Below are 23,945 nucleotides of genomic sequence, written 5' to 3' on the forward strand. Positions count from 1 at the left end.
TCGTGCGTCGGTCTCGACTTGGCTGGTGTAGTGCTCAGTGCACCGGACCGGTGTACTTCTCGCCGGGGCCCTTTCCCGGCTCGTCCGGATGGGCCGACGCTTCCCGGAATGCGCGCTGCAGTGCCTGCAGGCCGTCGCGGATGGGTCCGGCATGGGGGCCGAGGTATTCCACCGACGCGGTGACCAGGCCGGCCAAGGCGGTGATGACGCGGCGTGCCTCGTCGAGGTCGAGGTAGGGGCTCTCCGCGGGATCCGGCTCGGACAGTCCCAACTTCTCGGCTGCGGAACTCATCAGCATCACCGCAGCGCGGCTGATGACCTCGACCGCGGGGACTTCGGCGAGTTCACGGACTTCGGGCTCGGTGCCGACGGGGTCGGCACCCGCGGGATCGCCATCGGCGGGAGTGGGGGCGCTGGTCATGCCTACGAGAATCCCACGCCGCCTGCAGCGGGGAGAATCGGGTGCCGACGCTGTCGGGGGCGATCGGGCTCGATTGTCGGTTTCTCGAATCGGCTGGTAGTGTGACTCGACGACCGTCTTCGGCGTGCGCTCCTCGATGGAGTTCACCGCACGGAGGCAGCAAGTGGAGCCCGACTCCCACCGGCACGTAGCCTTCAACAAGCTACTTCCCGGTCCGGTCGCACGAAGGAAGTCTTCATCGGCCTCCTACGTGCTTCCTCCCAGTGAGGAGACTGTACGACGACAGTTGTCGTGCGGGTCGACCGGTCGACATCGGGCCCTGCCATCGGATCACACCGAGAGCAGGGTTTTTTCGTTGCAGCGGTTCACATCGCTGCGGGGAATGTCGAGGATCGACGGCGACGGGCTGTGCCAGTGGCAGGCGGTCGGGTTACACACCACACCGCACTACCTAGGAGGCCCCATCAGCACTGAGACCCGCATCAACGATCGCATCCGAGTTCCCGAGGTCCGGCTTGTCGGACCGGGCGGTGAACAGGTGGGGATCGTGCGTGTTGAAGATGCACTCCGCTTGGCTCTCGAAGCCGACCTCGATCTTGTAGAAGTAGCTCCCGACGCACGTCCGCCGGTCTGCAAGATCATGGACTACGGGAAGTTCAAGTACGAGGCTGCGCAGAAGGCGCGCGAATCGCGCAAGAACCAGACGCTCACCGTGATCAAGGAACAGAAGCTCCGCCCCAAGATCGACGCGCACGACTACGAGACCAAGAAGCGCAACGTCGTTCGCTTCCTCGAAGCCGGCTCGAAGGTCAAGGTCACCATCATGTTCCGCGGTCGTGAGCAGTCGCGTCCCGAACTCGGCTTCCGTCTGCTGCAGCGCCTGGGCGCGGACGTCGCGGAGCTCGGCTTCGTGGAGACCTCGGCCAAGCAGGACGGCCGCAACATGACGATGGTGTTGGCGCCGCACAAGGGTGCCAAGACTCGCGTCAAGGCACAGGAGAGCGCAGCGGCTCCGCCCGCGCAGCGCGCACCGGCCCCCGCGCCGGAACAGCCCGCCGATGCAGCCCCGGCTGCCGAAGCACCGGCCGCAGCAGCTCCGGCTACTCCGGCGCAGACCAACTGAGCCTCGCGCTCTACCAGTAAGACAGCCCTACACCTGCTTCGGTGCACAGCATTTCCGTAGCGATGTGCGGCTGTGCCATGCAACACCGAAGAGCTATTACAGAAGAAGAGGATTTCATGCCCAAGCAGAAGACCCACAGTGGTGCCAAGAAGCGATTCAAGGTGTCCGGCAGCGGCAAGATCCTGCGCCAGAAGGCCGGCCGTCGCCACCTGCTCGAGCACAAGCCCACCAAGGTGACTCGTCGCCTCGATGGTGTCGCCGTTGTCAAGAAGGCCGACGTGCCGCGGATCAAGCGCCTGCTCGGCATCTGATTCGGCCCGCCGCCGACTGATTTCGGTCGGCTTCATCCCATTACCATTCGGGGTTTCACACACCCCCAGATCGACAGGATTCACCAGTGGCACGCGTAAAAAGGGCCGTCAACGCCCAGAAGAAGCGCCGTTCGATTCTCGAAGCGTCCAAGGGCTACCGCGGACAGCGCTCACGTCTGTACACCAAGGCCAAGGAGCAGCAGCTCCACTCGCTGACCTATGCGTACCGGGACCGCCGCGCGCGCAAGGGTGACTTCCGCAAGCTGTGGATCACGCGTATCAACGCTGCAGCTCGCGCCAACGACATCACGTACAACCGCTTCGTCCAGGGCCTCAAGGCCGCGGGAGTCGAGGTCGACCGCAAGATCCTCGCCGAGCTCGCTGTGTCGGATGCTGCGGCGTTCGCAAGCCTGGTCGCCATCGCCAAGGCCGCACTGCCTGCCGATGTCAACGCTCCGGCCGGAGAAGCAGCCTGAGCGAGTCGACGTACGACGACTCAACACCGAAACGGCCCGTGGATTCGCTGACCGAGCGAACTCCGCGGGTCGTTTCGGCCGTCAAGCTCGCTCGAGCCGCGGAACGCAAGAAGACCGGGCTCTTTCTGGCCGAAGGCTTCAATGCGGTGTCCGAGGCGGCCCGGTCCCGGTTGGTTCGTGAGCTGTTCTTCACCGCGGATGCTCTCGAGCGCCACCATGACCTCATCGCGTCCATCGAGGCGGCTGGCGCACGAGTTCATCCGATCACCGACCGTGCTGCGAAGGCATTGTCCGACACGGTCACTCCGCAGGGTCTCATCGCGGTCACCGAGTTGGTCGACGTGCCTATGGACCGTGCGTTGGCCGGAACACCGCGGCTGGTGGCCGTACCGGTGGAGACGGCCGAGCCGGGCAATGCCGGGACTGTGATTCGCGTCGCCGACGCGGCAGGAGCGGATTCGGTCGTTCTACTGGGCGATTCGGTGGATCCCCACAACGGCAAGTGCATCCGCGCCTCGGCGGGCAGCGTGTTCCATCTGCCCATCGCTCGGGAGCGATCGATCGAGTCCGGAATCGACGCGTTGCGCAGGGCGGGTCTGACCATCGTCGCGACGGCCGCCGATGGCGAAGTGGATTTGGACGACGCGGACGAGCTGCTCACGCAACCGACCGCGTGGTTGTTCGGCAACGAGGCACACGGGCTGTCGGAGTCCGTGACGCGCGACGCCGATCACCGCATTCGAATCCCGATCCACGGCCGCGCCGAGAGCCTCAACCTGGCGACCGCCGCGGCGATCTGTCTGTACGCGAGTGCCAGGGCGCAGCGACGCTCCGAAACCCCGTGAGCAGGTCTCGCCTAGGATCGATACCTGTCTGTTCTGAGCAGACACCGACTATTACTCGAGGAGTGCAGCTGTCGTGGCGAAGAAAGATGGCGGACCCGAGCCGGTAGATCCGTCCGTTCTCGAGGAGTCCGCGCTCGGATCCGCAGTGGACTCGGCCGAGCAGGCGTTCGCCGACGCGTCGGACCTCGATGCTCTGACCAAGGTCAAGATCGATCACGTGGGCGGCAAGGCTCCGTTGGCACTGGCGCAGCGCGCGCTCGGTGCGATCCCGGGGGACCAGAAGGCGGACGCGGGCAAACGCGTCAAGGCAGCGCGTGATCGAGTGCAGAAGGCCTTCGACGAGCGACGCGCCGTGCTGTCGGCCGAGCGTGACGCCGCCATCCTGGTCGCAGAAACCATCGACGTGACACTGCAGACCGACCGAGCTCCCGTCGGTGCCCGGCACCCGATCACGATCATCGCCGAACAGGTTGCCGACGTGTTCGTCGGAATGGGCTGGGAGGTCGAAGAAGGCCCCGAGGTCGAGACCGAACACTTCAATTTCGACGCGCTGAACTTCCTGCCCGACCACCCGGCACGCACGATGCAGGACACGTTCCACATCGCGCCGGAGGGTTCGCGTCAGGTTCTGCGCACTCATACCTCCCCGGTGCAGGTTCGGTCGATGCTCTCGCGTGAGGTTCCGATCTACGTCGTCTGCCCGGGACGGACGTTCCGCACGGACGAACTCGACACGACGCACACTCCGGTCTTTCATCAGGTCGAGGGTCTTGCGATCGACAAGGGCCTGACCATGGCACACCTGCGCGGCACACTGGATGCGTTCGCGAAGGCGTTGTTCGGCAACGACACCCGTACACGCATGCGCCCCAACTACTTTCCGTTCACCGAGCCGTCGGCCGAGGTCGACGTGTGGTTCCCGAAGAAGAAGGGCGGGGCCGGTTGGGTCGAGTGGGGTGGCTGCGGAATGGTCAACCCGAAGGTGTTGCAGGCCAGTGGCATCGATCCCGAGGTCTACACCGGATTCGCGTTCGGAATGGGTCTCGAGCGGACGCTTCAGTTCCGCAACGACATCCCGGACATGCGCGACATCGTCGAGGGCGACATCAGGTTCACTTTGCCCTTCGGTGTTCAGGCCTGACGGACGTTCTTCCCCGCCCCACTTCTTCTCGGATACAAGAAAGAGCTGAGCACACGTGCGAGTCCCACAATCCTGGCTGACCGAGGTCCTGCACGCGGGGACGCCCGACTGGGCCGTCTCGCCCGAGGAACTCGACGCCGGTTTCGTGCGGGTCGGGTTCGAGGTCGAGGAACTCGATTCGCTGGACAACGTGACCGGGCCACTCGTGGTCGGTCGGGTCAGTTCGATCGAGGAGCTGACCGAGTTCAAGAAACCGATTCGCTTCTGCCTGGTGGACGTCGGAGCAGCCGAGCCACAGGAAATCGTGTGCGGGGCCAGGAACTTCGCCGAGGGTGACCTGATCGTGGCCGCGCTGCCGGGCAGCGTCCTGCCCGGGGGATTCGCCATCGCGTCGCGCAAGACCTACGGCCGCAACTCCAACGGCATGATCTGCTCGACACTCGAACTCGGGTTGGGCAAGGATCACTCCGGAATTCTGGTGCTGCCCGAGGGTACGGCTGCCCCGGGCGACGACGCCAAAGCCGTTCTCGGTCTGCTGGACTCGGTCATCGAGCTCAACGTGACCCCGGATCGCGGCTACGCCTTCTCGGTCCGCGGCCTCGCCCGCGAACTGGCCTGCAGTTTCGACCTTCCGTTCGTGGATCCGGCGCGCACGGTCCCCACCGAGGTCACCGGTGACGCCTGGTCGGTCACCGTCGAACCGAACTCCGGCGCATCGCGATTCGCGTTGCGCAAGATTGTCGGCATCGATCCGACGGCGACGACGCCCTGGTGGATGCAGCGTCGACTGCTGCTGGCAGGCGTACGCCCTATCTCGGCGGCCGTCGATGTCACCAACTACGTGCTCCACGAACTCGGCCAGCCGCTGCACGCCTTCGATGCGGCCAAGCTCGACGGCGATCTGGTCGTCCGCCGCGCGAACGCGGGGGAGAAGCTGACCACACTGGACGGTGTCGAGCGTTCCCTCGATGCCGAGGACGTCGTCATCGCCGACGGCTCGGGAGCGATCTCGTTGGCCGGTGTCATGGGCGGTGCGTCCACCGAAGTCGACGACTCGACCACGGAGGTCGTGCTCGAAGCGGCATCGTTCGATCCGCTCGCGGTGTTCCGCACCGGTCGTCGCCACAAGCTCTCCAGCGAGGCCAGCAAGCGTTTCGAGCGGACCGTGGATTCGGCTCTGCCTGTCGCAGCACTCGATCGGGCCGCACAGTTGTTGGTCGAGATCGCCGGCGGCCGGATCGAGCCCGTGTTGACCGATATCGGCGAGGCAGCCGAATATCCCACGGTCACGATGGACTTCGACCTGCCGGACCGAATTGCCGGAGTGCAGTACCCCAACGGAACCGCTGCCCGACGGTTGACGCAGATCGGTTGCGGAGTCGAGGTATCGGTCGACGACGCCGGACACGGCCAGCTCATCGTCACCCCGCCGTCCTGGCGACCGGATCTGGTGCAGCGCGCCGACCTGGTGGAAGAGGTGCTGCGGCTCGAAGGGCTCGAACAGATCCCGTCGGTACTGCCGTCGGCTCCGGGCGGTCGTGGCCTCACTGCCGAACAGAAGCGCAGGCGTGCCGTCGGCAAGGCACTCGCGTTCTCCGGGTACGTCGAGGTGTTGCCTCCGGTGTTCCTGCCCAAGGGCGTGTTCGACACGTGGGGTCTCGACGCGGACGACCCACGGCGCGCGACCACCTCGGTGCTCAATCCACTCGAGGCCGACCGTCCCGAGCTCGCGACCACTGTGCTTCCCGGTTTGCTCGAGATGCTGAGCCGGAACATCGCGCGCGGTCAGCGAGACGTCTCGCTGTTCGGCATTGCCCAGGTGGTGCTCCGCCACGACGCCACCGCAGCCGTGGACGCGTTGCCGGTCGACCGTCGTCCCACCGACGACCAGATCGCCATGCTTCGTGGTTCGTTGCCGGCGCAGCCGGTGCACGTGGGCATGGTGCTCACCGGTCAGCGTGAGTTGTCGGGTCCGTGGGGTGCCGGCCGCGCCGCAGAGGCCGCCGATGCGTTCGCTGCGGTACGTACGGTTGCCGAGGCGTCCGGAGTGCACGTCGATCTTCGGGCGGCGCAGCACCTTCCGTGGCATCCGGGTCGGTGCGCGGAGGTCCTGCTCGACGGTGAGGTCGTCGGATACGCGGGCGAGCTGCATCCGGCCGTGCTCGAGCGGGCGGGCCTGCCGCCGCGTACGTGTGCCGTCGAGTTGAGCCTGAGCGCTCTTCCCGTCGTCGAGTCGCTCCCTGCCCCAGAGGTGTCGCCGTATCCGGCGGTGCTGCAGGACGTGGCAGTGGTGGTCGACGCGTCCGTACCTGCGGCGTCGGTGGAAGCCGCGCTCACGATCGGCGGTGGCGACCTGCTCGAGTCGATTCGACTGTTCGACGTCTACGAGGGTGAACAGGTCGGCGAGGGTCGCAAGTCGCTGGCGTTCGCGCTGCGGTTCCGAGGTGCCGACGGCACCTTGACCGAGGATCAGGCAACGGCTGCCCGCGATGCGGCGGTCGACGCGGCATCGAAGGCCGTCGGCGCGCAGCTGCGCAGTTGAACCAGCGCAGCTGCGCAGTTGAACCAGCGCAGCTGCGGGGTTGATCCGTGCACACCCGGGCTCGTCTGTCCGTAGCGTGGAGTCACGAGTACGACGGGTGACGGGAGCAGCGCATGAGTGAATTCGGAACAGACGGTGCGGCGACGGATCTTCAGGTGATCGAGGAGATCCTGGCTGCAATGGCAGGTCGGTCCCGGTTGGCCCCGGTAGCGGCAGCCGCATCGGCGCTGGCGGCCGAGTTGCGCAATGCTGAACCCGAATCCACTGGACCCGATCGCGGCGCACCACCCGGGACGGTTCCCGATGTCGACGTTCCGCAGGTGACGAAGCCGCGGATCGACCAGCCGCTCGGTGATCCACCACCGGGGGCTCCGCTCGGCGGCACGGTACCGGGGATCATCGATGCGGAGCTGGTCGAGGACCAGCCCATCGGTAGCGGATACGGTGCCGGTGCGGTGCGCGCGCCGATCGGTGACTTCACCGATTCGGGGGTGCCGACGTGGGACGGTGTGCGCGACAAGGTCGAACAGCGATCGGGTACAGCCGTCGGCGCGGAGGAACTGGACCGAGAGTCCAGGGCGGGCCGTGACCTCGACGAGCAGTGGAACGAACGGCAGGACGCCGGCCGGAGGAAGCTCGACGAGATCCGCAGGTCCATGGGTGGACGCTGACACACCGGACCCGTTCATGAATGAGCTTGCATGATGCTGCATAATAAACCGCATGACTATTTCGGAGGCCACGCCGAGGCGCATCGCAGTGGCGGGCGCAAGTGGGTACGCCGGCGGTGAGATTCTTCGACTGCTGCTCGGGCACCCGGGAGTGCGCGACGGTTCGTTGGTCATCGGCACTCTCACCGCGGGCGGCAATGCCGGTGCGACGCTGGGTGAATTCCATCCCCATCTGTTGCCTCTCGCAGACCGCGTTCTCGCCCCGACCACCGTCGACGAGCTCGCGGGTCACGACGTGGTGTTCCTGGGGCTCCCGCACGGCAAGTCCGCCGAACTCGCGCTGCAGCTGCCCGAGTCCGTGGTGATCATCGATTGCGGGGCCGACTTCCGCCTCACCGACGGTGCGGCGTGGGAGAAGTACTACAAGAGTCCGCACGCGGGCAGTTGGCCGTACGGCTTGCCGGAGTTGCCGGGCTGCCGTGAGCGATTGGTCGGTGCCACTCGCATCGCCGTCCCCGGGTGTTACCCGACGGTGTCGTCGCTCGCGCTCGCACCGGCTGTCGCCGCAGGCATCATCGAGCCCCGCGTCAATATCGTTGCTGTCAGCGGTACTTCGGGTGCAGGCCGAGCTCCGAAGGCAGATCTTCTCGGTTCGGAGGTGATGGGTTCGGTTCGGGCGTACGCGGTTGCGGGCGCACACCGCCACACTCCCGAGATCGTGCAGAACCTCTCGGCGCTCGCCGGTAGTGCTGTTGCGGTGTCCTTCACGCCGGTTCTCGCACCGATGCCCCGCGGAATCCTGGCCACCTGCACCGCGATCACCACCGCCACGCAGGCGCAGGCCGTCGAGGTCTACGAGAAGGCCTATGCCGCAGAGCCGTTCGTGCACGTGCTTCCGGCCGGTCGCCTTCCGCAGACCGGTTCGGTCATCGGGTCGAACGCCGTGCAGATGAGCGTGTCGGTCGATGCGGACGCCGGTTTGCTCGTCGTGATCGCGGCCATCGACAACCTGGCCAAGGGCACGGCAGGAGCCGCCGTCCAATCCATGAATCTTGCACTGGGAATTACCGAGACCGAGGGTCTCTCTACCGTAGGAGTAGCACCATGAGCAGCGTCGGGAGCCAGGCGGAGGCCGTCGGCATGATTGCGGGCAAGCTCGTGCGCACGCAGGGTGTCACCTGTCCTGCAGGTTTCCGCGCTGCCGGTATTCCGGCCGGAATCAAGGCGAGTGGCAAGTCCGATCTGGCCTTGGTGTTCAACGAGGGTCCCGATTTCGCTGCGGCGGGTGTGTTCACCCGCAACAAGGTCAAGGCTGCGCCGGTGTTGTGGTCGCAGCAGGTGCTCTCCACCGGACGGCTGCGCGCGGTCATCCTCAATTCCGGTGGTGCCAATGCCTGCACGGGTGCTCCGGGCTTTCAGGACTCGCACCGTACAGCCGAGGAAGTGGCGTCCGCACTGAGCAATTGGGGTTCCGAGACCGGAGCGATCGAGGTCGCCGTGTGCTCGACGGGTCTCATCGGTGATCGGCTCCCGATGGACAAGCTGCTGCCCGGTGTGACCGAGGTGGTGCACGAGCTCGCGGGCGGAATTTCGGGTGGTACCGATGCGGCGTACGCGATCATGACCACCGACACCGTGCCCAAGCAGGCAGCCGTTCATCATGCCGACAAATGGAACGTCGGCGGCATGGCCAAGGGTGCAGGCATGCTGGCACCGTCGTTGGCCACGATGCTCAGCGTCATCACCACCGATGCTGTCGCCACCGCGGACCAGCTGGACAAGGCACTGCGCGCGGCGACCCGGATGTCGTACGACCGGCTCGACGTCGACGGCGCGTCCTCGACCAACGACACCGTGCTGCTGCTCTCGTCCGGGGCCAGCGGAGTGGCACCGTCGCAGGAAGAACTCGACGCCGCGGTCCTGGCGGTGTGCGACGATTTGGCCGACCAGATGATGGCCGACGCGGAGGGCGTGACCAAGCGGGTGCGGATCACCGTGTCGGGCGCGATGAGCGAGGACGACGCCCTGATCGGCGCTCGCGCGGTCGCCAGGGACTCCCTGACCAAGACGGCCCTCTTCGGGTCCGATCCCAACTGGGGCCGGGTGCTCGCGGCAATCGGTATCGCCCCGATCGAGCTCGATCCGGATCGAATTGCCGTGTCCTTCAACGGAAATCCGGTGTGCATCGACGGCGTGGGAGCGCCGGGAGCTCGGCAGGTCGATCTGTCCGGCGTCGACATCTCGGTGACCATAGATCTCGGTCTCGGCGCAGGGTCGGCCACCATCCGAACCACCGATCTCTCGCACGCGTACGTCGAAGAGAATTCGGCGTACTCGTCATGACCTCGGCCGCACTGCAGTTGACGGCCGCGCAGAAGGCCTTCACGCTCGCCGAGGCGCTGCCTTGGCTGCAGCGATTCTCGGGCAAGGTCGTCGTAGTGAAGTACGGCGGAAACGCCATGATCGACGAGAATCTGAAGCGGGCGTTCGCGGCCGACATGGTGTTTCTGCGCACCGTCGGAATCCATCCGGTCGTCGTTCACGGCGGCGGACCGCAGATCTCGGCCATGCTGACCAGACTCGGCCTGGCCGGTGAATTCCGCGGCGGATTCCGCGTCACCACCCCCGAGGTCATGGACGTCGCGCGGATGGTGCTGTTCGGTCAGGTCGGGCGCGAGCTCGTCGGCCTGATCAACGGGCACGGTCCGTATGCCGTCGGAATTTCCGGTGAGGATGCGCACCTGTTCACCGCGACGCGTCGTACCGTGCGGGTCGACGGCGTCGAGACCGACATCGGTCTCGTCGGCGACGTCACGTCGGTTGATCCTGCCGCGGTCTTCGATCTCATTGCCGCAGGACGCATTCCGGTGGTGTCCACCATCGCGCCCGACCGCGACGGCGTCGTCCACAACATCAACGCCGACACTGCGGCAGCGGCGCTCGCCAGTGCCCTCGGTGCCGAGAAGATGGTGGTGCTCACCGATGTCGAAGGCCTGTACACGGATTGGCCCGATCGCAGCTCGTTGACCTCCGAGATCGACGCGTCCACGCTCGAGGCCCTGCTGCCCTCACTCGACGCCGGGATGGTGCCGAAGATGGAAGCGTGCCTGCGGGCGGTTCGAGCCGGTGTTCCGTCGGCTCATGTCATCGACGGTCGCGTCGAACATTCCGTGCTGGTGGAGCTGTTCACCGGTGAGGGAATCGGCACCATGGTCACCCCCGATCACTCTTCCACGTCAGGAGTCACGCCATGACCGGCACCGAGTCCACCCTCGATCTGCAACAGCGGTGGTCGAATTCGTTGATGGACAACTACGGTGTTCCGCGCGTGGCGCTCGTCCGCGGCGAGGGCTCGGTGGTGACGGACGCCGACGGAAAGCAGTATCTGGACCTGCTCGCGGGTATCGCCGTGAACATCCTCGGACATGCGCACCCGGCGGTGATCGAGGCGGTCACCACTCAGCTGTCCACCCTCGGGCACACTTCGAATCTGTATGCGACAGAACCCGGTATCGCGTTGGCCGAGCAATTGCTCGCGCAGCTCGGTGCCGGGGCCACCGGTCGGGTGTTCCTGTGCAACTCGGGAACCGAGGCCAACGAGGCGGCGTTCAAGATCGCTCGCCTGACCGGCCGTCCCAACATCGTGGCGGCGGAGAAGTCGTTTCACGGACGGACGATGGGCGCTCTCGCTCTGACCGGTCAGCCGGACAAGCGGATCCCGTTCGAGCCGATGCCTGCCGGCGTGCACCACGTTCCGTACGGCGATGTGGCCGCGCTGGAAGCTGCCGTCGATTCGGACACTGCCGCAGTGTTTCTCGAACCCATCATGGGTGAGGGAGGCGTGGTGGTTCCGCCGGAGGGATATCTTCTCGCCGCCCGTGAGATCACCGCGAAGCACGGCGCACTGCTGGTCCTGGACGAGGTGCAGACCGGTATCGGCCGAACGGGCTGGTTCTACGCTCACCAGTCGGTCGGCATCGTGCCCGACGTCATCACGCTCGCCAAGGGTCTGGGCGGCGGCCTTCCCATCGGGGCCTGCATCGGCATCGGAGCGGCGGGGGAGTTGCTGCATCCGGGCAAGCACGGCACCACGTTCGGTGGTAACCCCGTATGCGCGGCGGCGGCTCTGGCCGTGCTGCGCACCATCGCCGACGAGGACCTGCTCTCGCACGCCGACAGCATCGGCAAGACCATCGCACACTCCATCGAGAATCTGGATCACCCTCTGGTGAGCCATGTTCGGGGTTCGGGCCTTCTCCTCGGTGTGGTCCTCACCGACGCCGTCGCACCGGCGGCCGAAGCCGCCGCGCGCGAGGCAGGCTTCCTCCTCAACGCGGCCCAGCCCGACGTGCTTCGGCTCGCACCACCGTTGATCATCACCGAAGAGCAAGCCGCGTCGTTCGTGACGGCGTTACCGGCAATTCTCGACGCAGCACAGGAGGCTCATCAGCCATGACCGTTCAGCATTTCCTCCGGGACGACGACATCACGCCCGCGCAGCAGGGTGAAATCCTTGCTCTGGCAGCCGAACTCAAGCGTGCTCCGTTCTCGAAGCGACCGCTCGAGGGCCCCAAGGGGGTCGGCGTCATTTTCGAGAAGAACTCGACACGGACCCGCTTCTCGTTCGAGATGGGCATCGCGCAGTTGGGTGGTCATGCCGTGGTGGTGACGGGCCGCGACACCCAGTTGGGTCGCGAGGAGACGCTGCAGGACACGGGGCGGGTTCTCTCGCGCTATGTCGAGGCGGTCGTGTGGCGCACGTTCGGGCAGAAGCGGCTCGAGCAGATGGCGACCGGCGCAACGATTCCGATCGTCAACGCCCTCTCCAACGAGTTCCACCCGTGCCAGGTTCTTGCGGATCTGCAGACCCTGATCGAACACAAGGGAAATCTGCAGGGGCGCACCTTGGCCTACTTCGGTGACGGTGCCAACAACATGGCGCACTCGCTGCTCATCGGCGGAGTGACGGCCGGGCTGAACGTGCGGATCGCTGCGCCCAAGGAATTTGCCCCGCTCGGTTACGTTCTCGACGCGGCGCATGCGCGTGCCGAGGAAACCGGGGCCACCATCACCATCACCGAGGACCCGGTCGAGGCCGCCGCCGGTGCCGACGCGCTCGTCACCGACACCTGGACGTCGATGGGCCAGGAGAACGACGGTCTCGATCGCGTCGCCCCGTTCCGGCCGTATCGAATCGATTCGGACCTGCTCTCGAAGGCCCAGTCGGACGCCGTCGTGCTGCACTGCCTACCTGCACATCGCGGCGAGGAGATCACCGACGAGGTGCTCGACGGTCCCCAGAGTGTTGTCTGGGACGAGGCCGAGAACCGCCTGCACGCGCAGAAGGCACTGCTGGTGTGGCTCCTCGAACAGGCCCGACGACCATGAGCGAGGACGTCACTGCGGTGCCGTTGACCGCGTCGACCCGCGCGGGCAGGCAGGCACGGATCATCGCGTTGCTGGCCACCCATCAGGTGCGCAGTCAACCGCAGCTGGCGTCGTTGCTCGCAGCCGAGGGGATCGACACCACTCAGGCCACTCTCTCGCGGGACCTCGAGGAACTGGGTGCCGTGAAACTGCGCGCGCCGGACGGTGGAGTGGGGGTGTACGTCGTGCCCGAGGACGGCAGCCCGGTCCGGGGAGTGTCCGGCGGCACCGACCGCCTCCTGAAGTTGCTGGGGGAGTTGTTGGTGTCCACCGACCACAGCGGGAACCAGACCGTCCTCCGCACGCCACCGGGCGCGGCGCACTACCTGGCCAGCGCTCTGGACCGTGCTGCGATGCCCGAGATCGTCGGGACCATCGCCGGTGACGACACGATTCTGTTGATCGCCCGCGAGCCACATACCGGTGGCGAGGTCGCGGACAAGATCGAAAAGCTTGCTCGACGCGGTAACTGAGATCCGGTTACCCATCATGCGCATCAAGAACAACGAAGGAGCTTGAACACCATGGCCGAACGCGTCATCCTCGCCTACTCCGGCGGACTCGACACCTCCGTCGCCATCAGCTGGATCGGCAGGGAGACCGGCAAGGAGGTCGTTGCCGTCGCCATCGACCTGGGGCAGGGCGGCGAGGACATGGACGTCGTGCGCCAACGCGCACTCGATTGCGGCGCAGTCGAATCCGTCGTCGTCGATGCCAGGAACGAGTTCGCCGACGAGTACTGCTTGCCGACGGTGCAGTCCAACGCGCTGTACATGGATCGGTATCCCCTCGTGTCGGCGATCAGCCGTCCGCTCATCGTCAAGCACCTCGTGGAGAACGCGCGGGCGCACGGTGGAACCGTTGTCGCACACGGATGCACGGGCAAGGGCAACGACCAGGTTCGGTTCGAGGTCGGCTTCAACACCCTCGCCCCCGAGCTCGAGGTGTTGGCACCGGTTCGCGACTACGCGTGGACGCGCGAGAAGGCGATCAAGTTCGCCGAGGAGAACGACATCCCGATCAACGTGACCACCAAGTCGCCGTTCTCGATCGACCAGAACGTCTGGGGACGCGCGGTGGAGACCGGCTTCCTCGAGGACCTGTGGAACGCGCCGACCAAGGACGTCTACGACTACACCGAGGATCCGACGGTCAACTTCCAGGCTCCGGACGAACTGATCGTCTCGTTCGACAAGGGTCGCCCGGTCGCGATCGACGGTCGCCCGGTCTCGGTGCTCGAAGCGATCCAGGAGCTCAACACTCGTGCCGGAGCGCAGGGTGTCGGCCGATTGGACGTGGTCGAGGATCGGCTCGTCGGCATCAAGAGTCGCGAGATCTACGAGGCACCCGGTGCCATGGTGCTCATCCGCGCCCATGAGGAGCTCGAGCACGTGACCCTCGAGCGCGAACTCGGTCGCTACAAGCGCCATACCGATCAGAAGTGGGCCGAGCTGGTGTACGACGGCCTGTGGTACTCCCCGCTCAAGGGTGCTCTCGACACGTTCGTGGAGCACACGCAGGAGCACGTCTCCGGCGATATTCGCCTGGTTCTGCACGCGGGCGGGATCATCGTCAACGGACGGCGCAGTGGCGAGTCGCTGTACGACTTCAACCTTGCCACCTACGACGAGGGCGACACGTTCGACCAGTCCGCGGCCAAGGGATTCGTTCAGCTGCACGGACTGTCGTCGAAGATCGCCGCGAAGAGGGACCTGGGCCTGTGACGAATTCGGAGACCGCACACGGAACCAACGAAGGTTCGCTCTGGGGCGGCAGATTCGCATCGGGGCCGGCCGCCGCCATGGCAGCGTTGAGCAAGTCGACGCACTTCGACTGGGTCCTCGCGCCGTACGACATCCGCGCATCCATGGCGCACGCCCGAGTGCTGAACGGTGCCGGACTGCTCACCCCGCAGGACCTCGAGACCATGCTCGACGGTTTGCAGCGACTCGCCGATGACGTCGCCTCCGGTGAATTCGTGGCAGCCGAATCGGACGAGGACGTGCACGGTGCCCTCGAGCGCGGTTTGATCGACCGGGTCGGACCCGAGGTCGGTGGCCGGCTGCGTGCGGGCCGGTCGCGGAACGATCAGGTGGCCACGCTGTTCCGCATGTGGCTGCGCGACGCCGTCCGCCGGGTGTCGGTGGGCGTTCTCGATGTGGTCGACGCGTTGGCCACCCAGGCTGCGGCGCATCCCACGGCCGTCATGCCGGGCAAGACGCATTCGCAGGCCGCGCAGCCGGTGTTGCTTGCGCATCATCTGCTCGCGCACACCCATCCGTTGTTGCGCGATGTGCAGCGCTTCGCGGATTTCGACACGCGAGCAGCGGTGTCGCCGTACGGTTCCGGTGCTCTCGCCGGTTCGTCGTTGGGGCTGAGTCCGGAGAAGATCGCTGCCGAGCTCGGGTTCGACTCGTCCGCCGAGAACTCGATCGACGCCACGTCCTCACGTGACTTCGCCGCCGAGGCGGCCTTCGTGTTGGCGATGACGGCGGTGGATCTGTCGCGATTCGCCGAGGAGGTCATCTCGTGGAGCACTCCCGAGTACGGCTACGTGACGCTGGCCGATGCGTGGTCGACCGGCAGCTCGATCATGCCGCAGAAGAAGAATCCGGACGTCGCGGAGTTGACTCGCGGAAAGACCGGCCGCTTGATCGGTAATCTGACCGGCCTGCTGGCCACGCTGAAGGCGCAACCGTTGGCCTACAACCGTGATCTCCAGGAAGACAAGGAGCCGGTGTTCGATTCGGTCGCGCAGCTCGAGTTGTTGCTCCCGGCGCTCACCGGGTTGACGGCGACACTCGAATTCCACACCGAACGCATGGCCGAGCTGGCACCGGCCGGGTTCACTCTTGCCACCGACATCGCCGAGTGGATGGTGCGGCAGGGGATCGCGTTCCGGGTTGCCCACGAGGCCGCGGGTGCCTGCGTTCGGGCGGCCGAGGCGCGAGGCGTCGGGCTGGTGGATCTGACCGATGAGGAACTCGCCGCGATCGATCCGGCACTCACTCCCGACGTTCGTGAGGTGCTCACGGTGGAGGGCTCGATCTCGTCGCGCGATGCCCGCGGTGGGACGGCGGCCGTGCAGGTTGCTCATCAGCTCGGGGGCGTGCGGGCGACTGCCGCGACCCTGCGTGCATGGGCTGAGGAACCGGTGTTGCGGCACTGAGAGGGCAATCGATATCCACGCCGGTTTCCTCGAGTGTGATGTGAGAAGCTTTCGTCACGCGAAGACCGATGCCGGTCGTTCCGTCGGGCCGAACGCAGGAGTGTATTGGTGGGACTGAATGCAGATGCCGTACGTGGACCACTGCGGCGTGCCATCGCCACAGCCCAGAACGGTCTCGAGGTCATTCGTCTGGGTGGGCTCGAAACCGAGGTGGATCCGTCGCCGTTTCGGGTGATGGATCGCGAGCCGATGTATCGGCTTCGGCGGTATTTCCCCGACGATGTGCCCGCGGACAGTCCTCCGGTGGTGCTCATTCCGCCGATGATGGTCTCCGCGGACGTCTACGACGTCACCACCGACCAAGGTGCGGCCGGAATTCTGCACGGCATGGGTCTGGATCCGTGGGTTGTCGATTTCGGGTCACCCGATACCGAAGAGGGTGGATGGGGCCGTACGCTCGCTGATCACGTCGTGGCGATCAGCGAGGTCGTCGACAAGGTGCACGAGCACACCGGTCGCGACGTCCACCTGGGTGGCTACTCCCAGGGCGGCATGTTCTGCTACCAGGCGGCCGCCTACCGAGGTGGCCGAAATCTGGCCAGCCTCATCACGTTCGGAGCTCCGGTCGACACGCTTGCCGGTCTGCCGCTCGGGATTCCGGCAGGCGTGGCGACGCGGGGAGCGGAGTTCCTCGCCGATCACGTGTTCACTCGGCTCGCTGTGTCGGGGTGGATGGCGCGGACGGGATTCCAGTTGCTCGATCCGGCGAAGACCGTGCGGTCGCGCTTGGATTTCCTGCGGCAATTGCACGATCGTGAGGCGCTGCTCCCACGCGAGCCGCAGCGTCGCTTTCTGGCGATGGACGGGTGGGTGGCGTGGTCCGGCCCGGCCGTTGCGGAGTTGCTGAAGCAGTTCGTCGTCCACAACCGCATGATGACCGGCGGTTTCGTCATCAAGGACAGATTGCTGACTCTGGCCGAACTCACGGTGCCCGTGCTCGCCTTCGTCGGCGAAGTCGACGACATCGGTCAACCGTTGGCCGTGCGCGGCATCCAGCGCGCTGCCCCGCGTGCCCAGGTATTCGAAACCACCTTGCGCGCAGGTCATTTCGGACTGGTTGTCGGAAGTACCGCGGCTGCACAGACCTGGCCGACGACGGGAAACTGGATACGGTGGCGCGAGGATCTCGGACCGAAGCCGGAGGCGGTCCGTGTGATGGAGCGCGAGGACCACGGCGATTCCGAAAGCGGTGTGTCGATCACCAATCGACTGATCCACACCGCTGCCTCCATCGCCGAGGTGGGCGTCGGTGTCGGCCGCGGGCTGGCGTCGGCGGCGACCGGCGCGGTGCGCGGAACCCGCGAAATCTCGTCCGAGGCCGTGCGTACGTTGCCGAGGCTCGCCCGCCTCGGGCAGATGCAGCCGCACAGTCGAGTGTCGTTGGGCCGCTTGATCGCCGAACAGGGACGTAAGTCTCCGAACGGCGAGTGCTTCCTGTTCGACGACCGAGTGCACACCTACGATGCCGTCAATGTCCGCATCGACAATGTGGTGCGCGGTCTGATCAGTGTCGGGGTGCGGCCTGCGTCGCGCATCGGTGTGTTGATGGAGACTCGTCCGAGCGCGTTGGCCGCGATGGCGGCGCTCTCGCGGATCGGGGCCGTACCTGTTCTGCTGCAGCCGGGCAGCGACCTGACCGCAGCCCTGCGAACCGTCGACGTCGACACGGTGATCGCCGATCCGGAGAACGCTGCGGCGGCGGTCCCGGTGGCACCGAACGTCCTGGTGCTCGGCGGCGGTGAGACTCGGCGCCTCGACATCCCGTCAGGCTACGAGGTGGTCGATCTCGAGGCCATCGATCCCGACGCGGTGCGTCTGCCTCAGTGGTACGAGCCGGATCCGGGTCGTGCCCGCGAACTGGCGATGATCCTGTTCACGACCACAGATCGCGGTCTCGAACCGAGATACATCACCAATCATCGCTGGGCGTTGTCTGCGTTCGGAACCGCGACGACGGCCGCGCTCGGGCCCGGAGATACTGTCTATTGCCTTGCCCCGCTACATCATTCGGCCGGGATTCTCGTCACGATCGGTGGTGCGCTTGCGGGCGGGTCACGCATCGCGCTCTCCCGTGGTCTCGAGCCCGAGCGGTTCAGCGAAGAGGTGTACCGCTACGGCGTCACCGTCGTGAGCTACACCTGGACGATGATGCGGCAGATCCTCGACGACGGCCGGTTCCCGGTCGACTCCGGCCACCCGGTGCGCCTGTTCATCGGCTCCGGTATGCCGGTGGGGCTGTGGCGTCGCACGCTGGCGCGGTTCAGCCCGGCTCGGGTGCTCGAGTTCTACGCATCCACCGAGAACGACGTGATCCTGGCCAATGTGGCCGGCTCGAAGATCGGCTCCAAGGGACGTCCGCTGCCGGGCAGTGCACGGGTTGCGTTGGCGGCCTACGACCCGATCACCGGCCGTCTCGAAGAGGACGACGACGGTTTCGTCCGGCAGTGCCGTGACGACGAGATCGGGCTGCTCCTCGGCCGACCGAGCGGGGACGGCGAAGCGACCAGCCATGTCATGCGTGGAGTATTCGAGCCCACGGATGCCTGGATCCCCACCGAGAACCTCTTCCGTCGCGATTCCGACGGCGATTACTGGCTCGTCGACCGCAAGGACACCGTGGTGCGCTCGGCGTGCGGTCCGGTGTACACCCAGCCGATCGTCGATGCGGTAGGTGACCTGGATCAGGTCGATTCGGCCGTGGTCTACGGAGTGCGGGTGACATCCGATCGGCCACGATCGGTGCGCGTCGAGGCTTCGGCCACCGAGGTGGCCGTCTGCGCCATCTCGCTGCAACCGGAGGCGGTGATCACCGCTCGTGCATTGACGGACACTCTCGGAGTGCTGCTCCCGGCCGAGCGGCCGGCGATCGTGCACGTGGTGCCCGAAATTCCGGTAGGACGCGCGTACCGACCGACCGCGACGGCGTTGAAGAAGGTCGGCATTCCGACGCCGAGTGCACGTTCGTGGTTCTACGACTCCGAGTCGAACAGCTACCGTCGATTGACGAAAGCTGTTGTGGCCGAACGGTTCGTCGGGCGCGAGGCCGCGGCCGAAAAATCGTCGTAGGAACGAGTCGGCACGGAAGAATACGGGTTCGGTAGCGTAAGCGAGTACACCACTCCGGTTCGACCGGAGCAGAGCAAAGGACACCTGTGGCAATCGATTCGACACTGCTTTCCATACTCGCGTGCCCGGTGGACAAGGGCCCGCTGCTGTTGATCGAAGGGGAACTGCTCTACAACCCGCGACTGCGGCGTGCATATCCGATCGAGAACGGCATCCCGGTGTTGCTCGCCGACGACGCCCGCGATGTCGACGACGCCGAGCACGAGTCGATCCTGGCTCGCGCCACGTCCTAGAACTCTCGGCCGCGCGCCGGGTTCGTCGACTACAGGGGTCGTCGACTACTGGGTTCGTCGACGCAATGTCGCGGCGGCTCCGCTCAGCGCAGCGACGGTGAACGCCGTGACCACGGCGATGTCGGTCCACATGCGCCCGGTGACTCCGGGGTACCTGGATATCTCCTGGAGCGCGTCGACCAGGTAGCTCAGCGGCAGGACATCGCTGATCGTGCTCAGCCAGTTCGGCATCTGGTCGCGCGGCACCAGGAGTCCGCAGAGAAACAGCTGTGGAATCACGACCACCGGCATGAACTGGACGGCTTGGAACTCGGTGCGAGCGAATGCGCTGCACAGCAGTCCGACGGCGACCCCGAGCATCGCTCCCAGGATTGCGATCACCAGTACCCAACCTACCGAGCCCTCGATGTCGAGCCCGAGAAATCCGAACGCGACGGTGCATGCGAGTACCGCCTGTCCGACGGCGGCCAGCGAGAACGCGGACCCGTAGCTCGCGAGCAGATCCAGTTTGGACATCGGAGTCGTCAGCAGGCGTTCGAGCGTTCCCGAGGATCGTTCACGCTGCATCGAGATCGACGTGATCAGGAACATGACGACGAACGGCAGGATGCCGAGCATCGTGATCGCGATCCGATCGAACAACGGCTGCTGATCAGGCGGGGTCGGCACGTCTCGGTACAGGTAATACAGCAACACCATCAGCAGGGACGGAACGAGCAGCACCATCGCCACCGATCGATGGTCTGCTCGTAGCTGTCGCAGTATGCGGCCCGTGCCGGCTGCGTAGATACGCGCGTTCACGATGTCTCCTCGGTAGATCTGATGAGGGACAGGAATGCGCGATCGAGGGTCGTTTCGTTCGTGCGCGCGAGTAGCGCGTCCGGGCTCGAGTGGGCGAGAACGGTGCCGTCGCGCATCAGAACGAGACGGCTGCAGTGCTCCGCCTCTTCCATCACGTGGCTCGAGACCAGCACCGTTGTGCCGCTTGCCGCGATATCGGCGAAACGCGACCACAGCTCCGAGCGCAGCACGGGATCCAAGCCGACCGTCGGTTCGTCGAGGACGATCAGCTCGGGTTCGGCAACCAGCGCGCTGGCCAGGGAGACCCGCCCCAGTTGGCCGCCGGAGAGCTCGCCCGCCCGTGACGACGCGTGGTCGGCCAGTCCGACGGTCTCGATGGCGGACGCGACGTCCGCGCGCCGGCGACCGTACAGCGACCCGAAGTACTGCACGTTCTCGCGAACGGTGAGATCTCGGTAGACGCTCGGTGCCTGGGTCACGTACCCGACGGTGCGGCGCAACGGTGCCGAGCCGGCCGGCGATCCGAGTACTGTCACGGTTCCGCTGCTGACGATCTGAGTGCCGACGATCGATCGCATCAAAGTCGTCTTACCGCAGCCCGATGGACCGAGAAGTCCGGTGATGACACCACGGGGGATTGTCAGGGACAGATTGTTCAGCACCGTTCGCTTGCCGCGGCGAACCGTCAGCCCTGCGATCTCGACGGCGTGTTCACCGGTGAACGCCATAGCGGCCTCCAGACTTGTCGGATGTCGAAGTCATAGCCCCGTCGGCGCACGGTGGTCAAGGGCGAAGCATCATGGGATCGATGAATGTCGCTGACTTGGAGATCGGGGAACCCGACGCCGCAGCCCGACGCATCCTCGGCGGAACCGTCACCGTGGGCGACGTGTCGGTGCGCATCGTGGAAGTCGAGGCCTACGGTGGTCCACTCGATGGTCCATGGCCGGATCCGGCCGCGCATTCCTTCCGGGGCCCGACCCCTCGTAACCAGGTGATGTTCGGTCCTGCGGGGCGTCTGTACGTCTACCTGAGCTACGGAATGCATCTTTGTGTGAACGTGAGTTGCGGCCCGGACGGTACGGCCGCTGCGGTGTTGCTTCGAGCGGGTGAAGTGGTGGCCGGTCACCACATCGTCGAGACCAGGCGCGCCGGCCGCGGTCCACGGACCGCACGGGTCGAGGCCGGTTGGGCCCGCGGGCCCGGAAATCTCGGTCGAGCCCTTGGCGTCTCGCTGGCGGACAACGGATCGGACGTGTTCGACGCGTCGTCGGCGGTCACCCTCGAACTACTCGAGCGCCCGTTGAACGAGAAGGCCGTTGTATCCGGCCCACGGGTAGGGGTGAGTTCGGCGGCCGATCGTCCGTGGCGCTTCTGGATGCTCGGGTCGCAGGCGGTGTCGAGCTACAAACGCAGTCCCCGCGCCGCCGCTCCCGGAGCTCGGAGGCCTGACCGACGCCTGGATGCGTCCATACGGGAGGATCGACGTCGTGAGTGAGAACATCATCGACGAAATGACCTGGCGTGGACTGATCGCACAGTCCACCGATGTGGACGCGCTGAAGAAGGCTACGTCCGAGGGCCCGATCACGCTGTACTCCGGTTTCGATCCGACAGGTCCCTCGCTGCACGCAGGGCACCTCGTGCCGTTGCTGGCGCTCAAGCGTTTCCAGCGAGCCGGCCATCGCCCGATCATCCTCGCTGGTGGTGCGACGGGACTCATCGGTGACCCTCGCGATGTAGGGGAGCGCACCATGAATTCCCCCGAGGTCGTCACCGAGTGGGCCTCGCGCATCCGTGGTCAGCTCGAACGGTTCGTCGACCTGGACGAGAGCCCGACGGGTGCAGTGGTGGTGAACAATCTGTCCTGGACGGGGGAGCTGTCCGCGATCGATTTCCTTCGCGACATCGGTAAGCACTTCTCGATCAACGTCATGCTTGCTCGCGAGACGGTGAAGAACAGGCTCGAGAGCGACGGAATGTCGTACACCGAGTTCAGCTACATGCTGTTGCAGGCGAACGACTACGTGCAGCTCCGCAGGCAATACGGCTGCAGTCTTCAGATCGGCGGCTCCGACCAGTGGGGAAACATCATCGCCGGGGTGGAGCTGAACCGGCGCCAGGACGCCGAGTCGGTGCACGCCATGACGGTTCCGCTGGTCACCTCCGCCGACGGCAAGAAATTCGGCAAATCCACCGGAGGCGGCAGCCTGTGGCTCGACCCGGAGATGACGAGCCCGTACGCCTGGTACCAGTACTTCGTGAACACCGGTGACGCAGACGTGGTGAAGTACCTGCGCTGGTTCACCTTCCTGTCGAAGGACGAGTTGGCCGAACTGGAGACGGCGACCACCGAGCGTCCGCACGCGCGTGAGGCGCAGAAGCGCCTGGCCGCCGAGATGACCACGTTCGTCCACGGCGAAGCCGCGACTCGCTCGGTCGAACTGGCCAGCCAGGCGCTATTCGGGCGGGCCGAACTGACCGAACTCGACGAGAAGACGCTCGCTGCCGCGCTACAGGAAGCGTCTGTGGCCGACATCGAGGCCGGTGCACCGAACACCATCGTCGATCTGCTCGTCGCTACGGGGTTGAGCGAGAGCAAGGGCGCTGCCCGACGCGCAGTCAAGGAGGGCGGCGCATCGGTCAACAACGTCAAGATTTCCGACGAAGAATGGACACCCGGTGCGGACGATCTCCTGCACGGCCGTTGGTTGGTGGTCCGACGCGGAAAGCGGAACTTCGCAGGCGCCCGAATCGCGGACTGAGTTTTCCGTTGTAGTCAGTGGGCGGAGTCACATCCATGTAATTTGGCTACGACGCCCGTCAGGTGGGTAAGTGACCGGTTGCGACCAGGCCGTTCACGCGATTCACGCGTGAACGACCTGGGGATTTGACGCGTTGTTATCCGGGGCGTAACTTTGTCCAGGTCAGAGCGACACGGACGCCAGCCCAGACCGCAAGGCCTGAGCAACGCGGAGTTCGCCTCCGACACCATGAAGATGTCAAAGCCGAAAGATCGACTTCTTCACGGATGTGAAGCCAGTTTGACTGCGCTTGATCATCTGATCTAAGCTGGAACTCTTGCCCCGGACATCTACGAGCTTCAGCTCGAAGGTGAATGGTGTGTGCGTGTTCTTTGAGAACTCAACAGTGTGTCGATGAATGTCAGTGCCGAAATATTTTGTTTTGGTGAAAGCATTCGATGTATCAATCATCCGCTTGTGGTGGTTGTTGTCGGGTGTTGTTTGAAATGCTAGTTGAGTTTTTCTGCTAGTGATTTGACTTGATGTCTTTGACTGATTCGCAGCTTCGGTCCTCTTTTCGGGGGTCGGGGTTGTTGTTTCGCAGGTCTTTTACGGAGAGTTTGATCCTGGCTCAGGACGAACGCTGGCGGCGTGCTTAACACATGCAAGTCGAGCGGTAAGGCCTTTCGGGGTACACGAGCGGCGAACGGGTGAGTAACACGTGGGTGATCTGCCCTGCACTCTGGGATAAGCTTGGGAAACTGGGTCTAATACCGGATATGACCACATGCCGCATGGTGTGTGGTGGAAAGATTTATCGGTGCAGGATGGGCCCGCGGCCTATCAGCTTGTTGG

22 protein-coding genes and 1 rRNA gene are annotated in these 23,945 nt (G+C 65.4%); 20 read left to right on the forward strand and 3 right to left on the reverse strand.

Annotated features, from left to right (window positions below):
• Window positions 1–34 precede the first annotated feature (34 nt).
• Complete coding sequence (locus QM615_RS11200) at window positions 35–421, reverse strand: DUF1844 domain-containing protein (RefSeq protein ID WP_068050975.1); 387 nt, start codon at window positions 419–421, stop codon at window positions 35–37.
• Window positions 422–803: 382 nt separating this feature from the next.
• Between QM615_RS11200 and infC the strand changes: the two genes are divergently transcribed.
• The 17 genes from infC to QM615_RS11285 all read left to right on the forward strand — a co-directional run bounded on the left by infC (window position 804) and on the right by QM615_RS11285 (window position 19,545).
• On the forward strand, window positions 804–1,544 hold the full coding sequence (gene infC, locus QM615_RS11205; protein ID WP_045199680.1) for a translation initiation factor IF-3: 741 nt from the start codon (window positions 804–806) through the stop codon (window positions 1,542–1,544).
• 116 nt (window positions 1,545–1,660) lie between these two features.
• Window positions 1,661–1,855 (forward strand): 50S ribosomal protein L35, encoded by a 195-nt coding sequence (gene rpmI, locus QM615_RS11210; RefSeq protein ID WP_008715923.1) that lies wholly within the window; start codon window positions 1,661–1,663, stop codon window positions 1,853–1,855.
• 86 nt (window positions 1,856–1,941) lie between these two features.
• Window positions 1,942–2,331 (forward strand): 50S ribosomal protein L20, encoded by a 390-nt coding sequence (rplT, locus tag QM615_RS11215; RefSeq protein WP_032378959.1) that lies wholly within the window; start codon window positions 1,942–1,944, stop codon window positions 2,329–2,331.
• A gap of 38 nt (window positions 2,332–2,369) precedes the next feature.
• Window positions 2,370–3,176 (forward strand): TrmH family RNA methyltransferase, encoded by an 807-nt coding sequence (locus QM615_RS11220; protein WP_149406081.1) that lies wholly within the window; start codon window positions 2,370–2,372, stop codon window positions 3,174–3,176.
• 73 nt (window positions 3,177–3,249) lie between these two features.
• Entirely contained in the window at window positions 3,250–4,317 is a 1,068-nt protein-coding gene (pheS, locus tag QM615_RS11225) for a phenylalanine--tRNA ligase subunit alpha (RefSeq protein WP_149406080.1), read from the forward strand.
• A 55-nt stretch (window positions 4,318–4,372) separates the two neighbouring features.
• Entirely contained in the window at window positions 4,373–6,859 is a 2,487-nt protein-coding gene (pheT, locus tag QM615_RS11230; protein ID WP_149406079.1) for a phenylalanine--tRNA ligase subunit beta, read from the forward strand.
• Window positions 6,860–6,972: 113 nt separating this feature from the next.
• Complete coding sequence (locus QM615_RS11235) at window positions 6,973–7,530, forward strand: hypothetical protein (protein ID WP_283347324.1); 558 nt, start codon at window positions 6,973–6,975, stop codon at window positions 7,528–7,530.
• Between the two features lie 52 nt (window positions 7,531–7,582).
• Window positions 7,583–8,638, forward strand: a complete 1,056-nt coding sequence (argC, locus tag QM615_RS11240; RefSeq protein ID WP_149406077.1) for an N-acetyl-gamma-glutamyl-phosphate reductase — start codon at window positions 7,583–7,585, stop codon at window positions 8,636–8,638.
• A gap of 32 nt (window positions 8,639–8,670) precedes the next feature.
• Window positions 8,671–9,873 (forward strand): bifunctional glutamate N-acetyltransferase/amino-acid acetyltransferase ArgJ, encoded by a 1,203-nt coding sequence (argJ, locus tag QM615_RS11245; protein ID WP_269594004.1) that lies wholly within the window; start codon window positions 8,671–8,673, stop codon window positions 9,871–9,873.
• On the forward strand, window positions 9,870–10,784 hold the full coding sequence (gene argB / locus QM615_RS11250) for an acetylglutamate kinase (protein WP_149406075.1): 915 nt from the start codon (window positions 9,870–9,872) through the stop codon (window positions 10,782–10,784). Before argJ ends, argB begins: the two co-directional genes overlap by 4 nt.
• Window positions 10,781–11,986: an acetylornithine transaminase gene (locus QM615_RS11255; protein WP_149406074.1), complete on the forward strand. Its 1,206-nt coding sequence runs from the start codon at window positions 10,781–10,783 to the stop codon at window positions 11,984–11,986. The genes argB and QM615_RS11255 overlap by 4 nt, the downstream gene beginning before the upstream one ends.
• Window positions 11,983–12,918 (forward strand): ornithine carbamoyltransferase, encoded by a 936-nt coding sequence (gene argF / locus QM615_RS11260; RefSeq protein ID WP_094640068.1) that lies wholly within the window; start codon window positions 11,983–11,985, stop codon window positions 12,916–12,918. Before QM615_RS11255 ends, argF begins: the two co-directional genes overlap by 4 nt.
• Window positions 12,915–13,430, forward strand: a complete 516-nt coding sequence (locus QM615_RS11265) for an arginine repressor (RefSeq protein WP_262498359.1) — start codon at window positions 12,915–12,917, stop codon at window positions 13,428–13,430. The genes argF and QM615_RS11265 overlap by 4 nt, the downstream gene beginning before the upstream one ends.
• Window positions 13,431–13,481: 51 nt before the next feature.
• Entirely contained in the window at window positions 13,482–14,681 is a 1,200-nt protein-coding gene (locus QM615_RS11270) for an argininosuccinate synthase (protein ID WP_094640067.1), read from the forward strand.
• Entirely contained in the window at window positions 14,678–16,126 is a 1,449-nt protein-coding gene (gene argH, locus QM615_RS11275; protein ID WP_149406073.1) for an argininosuccinate lyase, read from the forward strand. The genes QM615_RS11270 and argH overlap by 4 nt, the downstream gene beginning before the upstream one ends.
• 105 nt (window positions 16,127–16,231) lie before the next feature.
• A complete protein-coding gene (locus tag QM615_RS11280) occupies window positions 16,232–19,252 on the forward strand; it encodes an AMP-binding protein (protein WP_283347325.1) in 3,021 nt (1,006 codons plus the stop codon).
• 86 nt (window positions 19,253–19,338) lie between these two features.
• Window positions 19,339–19,545: a Trm112 family protein gene (locus QM615_RS11285; RefSeq protein WP_037192601.1), complete on the forward strand. Its 207-nt coding sequence runs from the start codon at window positions 19,339–19,341 to the stop codon at window positions 19,543–19,545.
• A 45-nt stretch (window positions 19,546–19,590) separates the two neighbouring features.
• Here QM615_RS11285 and QM615_RS11290 read toward each other — a convergent pair whose 3' ends face one another.
• Together QM615_RS11290 and QM615_RS11295 are read right to left on the reverse strand one after the other, a co-directional pair.
• The gene (locus tag QM615_RS11290) at window positions 19,591–20,346 is read right to left on the reverse strand and encodes an ABC transporter permease (protein ID WP_283347326.1); all 756 of its coding nucleotides are present in this window, start codon (window positions 20,344–20,346) and stop codon (window positions 19,591–19,593) included.
• Window positions 20,343–21,074 (reverse strand): ABC transporter ATP-binding protein, encoded by a 732-nt coding sequence (locus QM615_RS11295; protein ID WP_149406070.1) that lies wholly within the window; start codon window positions 21,072–21,074, stop codon window positions 20,343–20,345. The genes QM615_RS11290 and QM615_RS11295 overlap by 4 nt, the downstream gene beginning before the upstream one ends.
• Window positions 21,075–21,154: 80 nt before the next feature.
• Here QM615_RS11295 and QM615_RS11300 point away from each other — a divergent pair, with 80 nt between their 5' ends.
• From QM615_RS11300 to QM615_RS11310, 3 genes are all read left to right on the forward strand, one after another.
• A complete protein-coding gene (locus QM615_RS11300; protein ID WP_149406069.1) occupies window positions 21,155–21,844 on the forward strand; it encodes a DNA-3-methyladenine glycosylase in 690 nt (229 codons plus the stop codon).
• Complete coding sequence (tyrS, locus tag QM615_RS11305; RefSeq protein ID WP_149406068.1) at window positions 21,837–23,111, forward strand: tyrosine--tRNA ligase; 1,275 nt, start codon at window positions 21,837–21,839, stop codon at window positions 23,109–23,111. The genes QM615_RS11300 and tyrS overlap by 8 nt, the downstream gene beginning before the upstream one ends.
• A gap of 587 nt (window positions 23,112–23,698) precedes the next feature.
• Window positions 23,699–23,945 (forward strand): 16S ribosomal RNA (locus QM615_RS11310); the annotation flags it as partial.

Origin of the sequence: Rhodococcus sp. IEGM 1341 (assembly GCF_030056895.1) — a bacterium.
GTDB lineage: Bacteria > Actinomycetota > Actinomycetes > Mycobacteriales > Mycobacteriaceae > Rhodococcoides.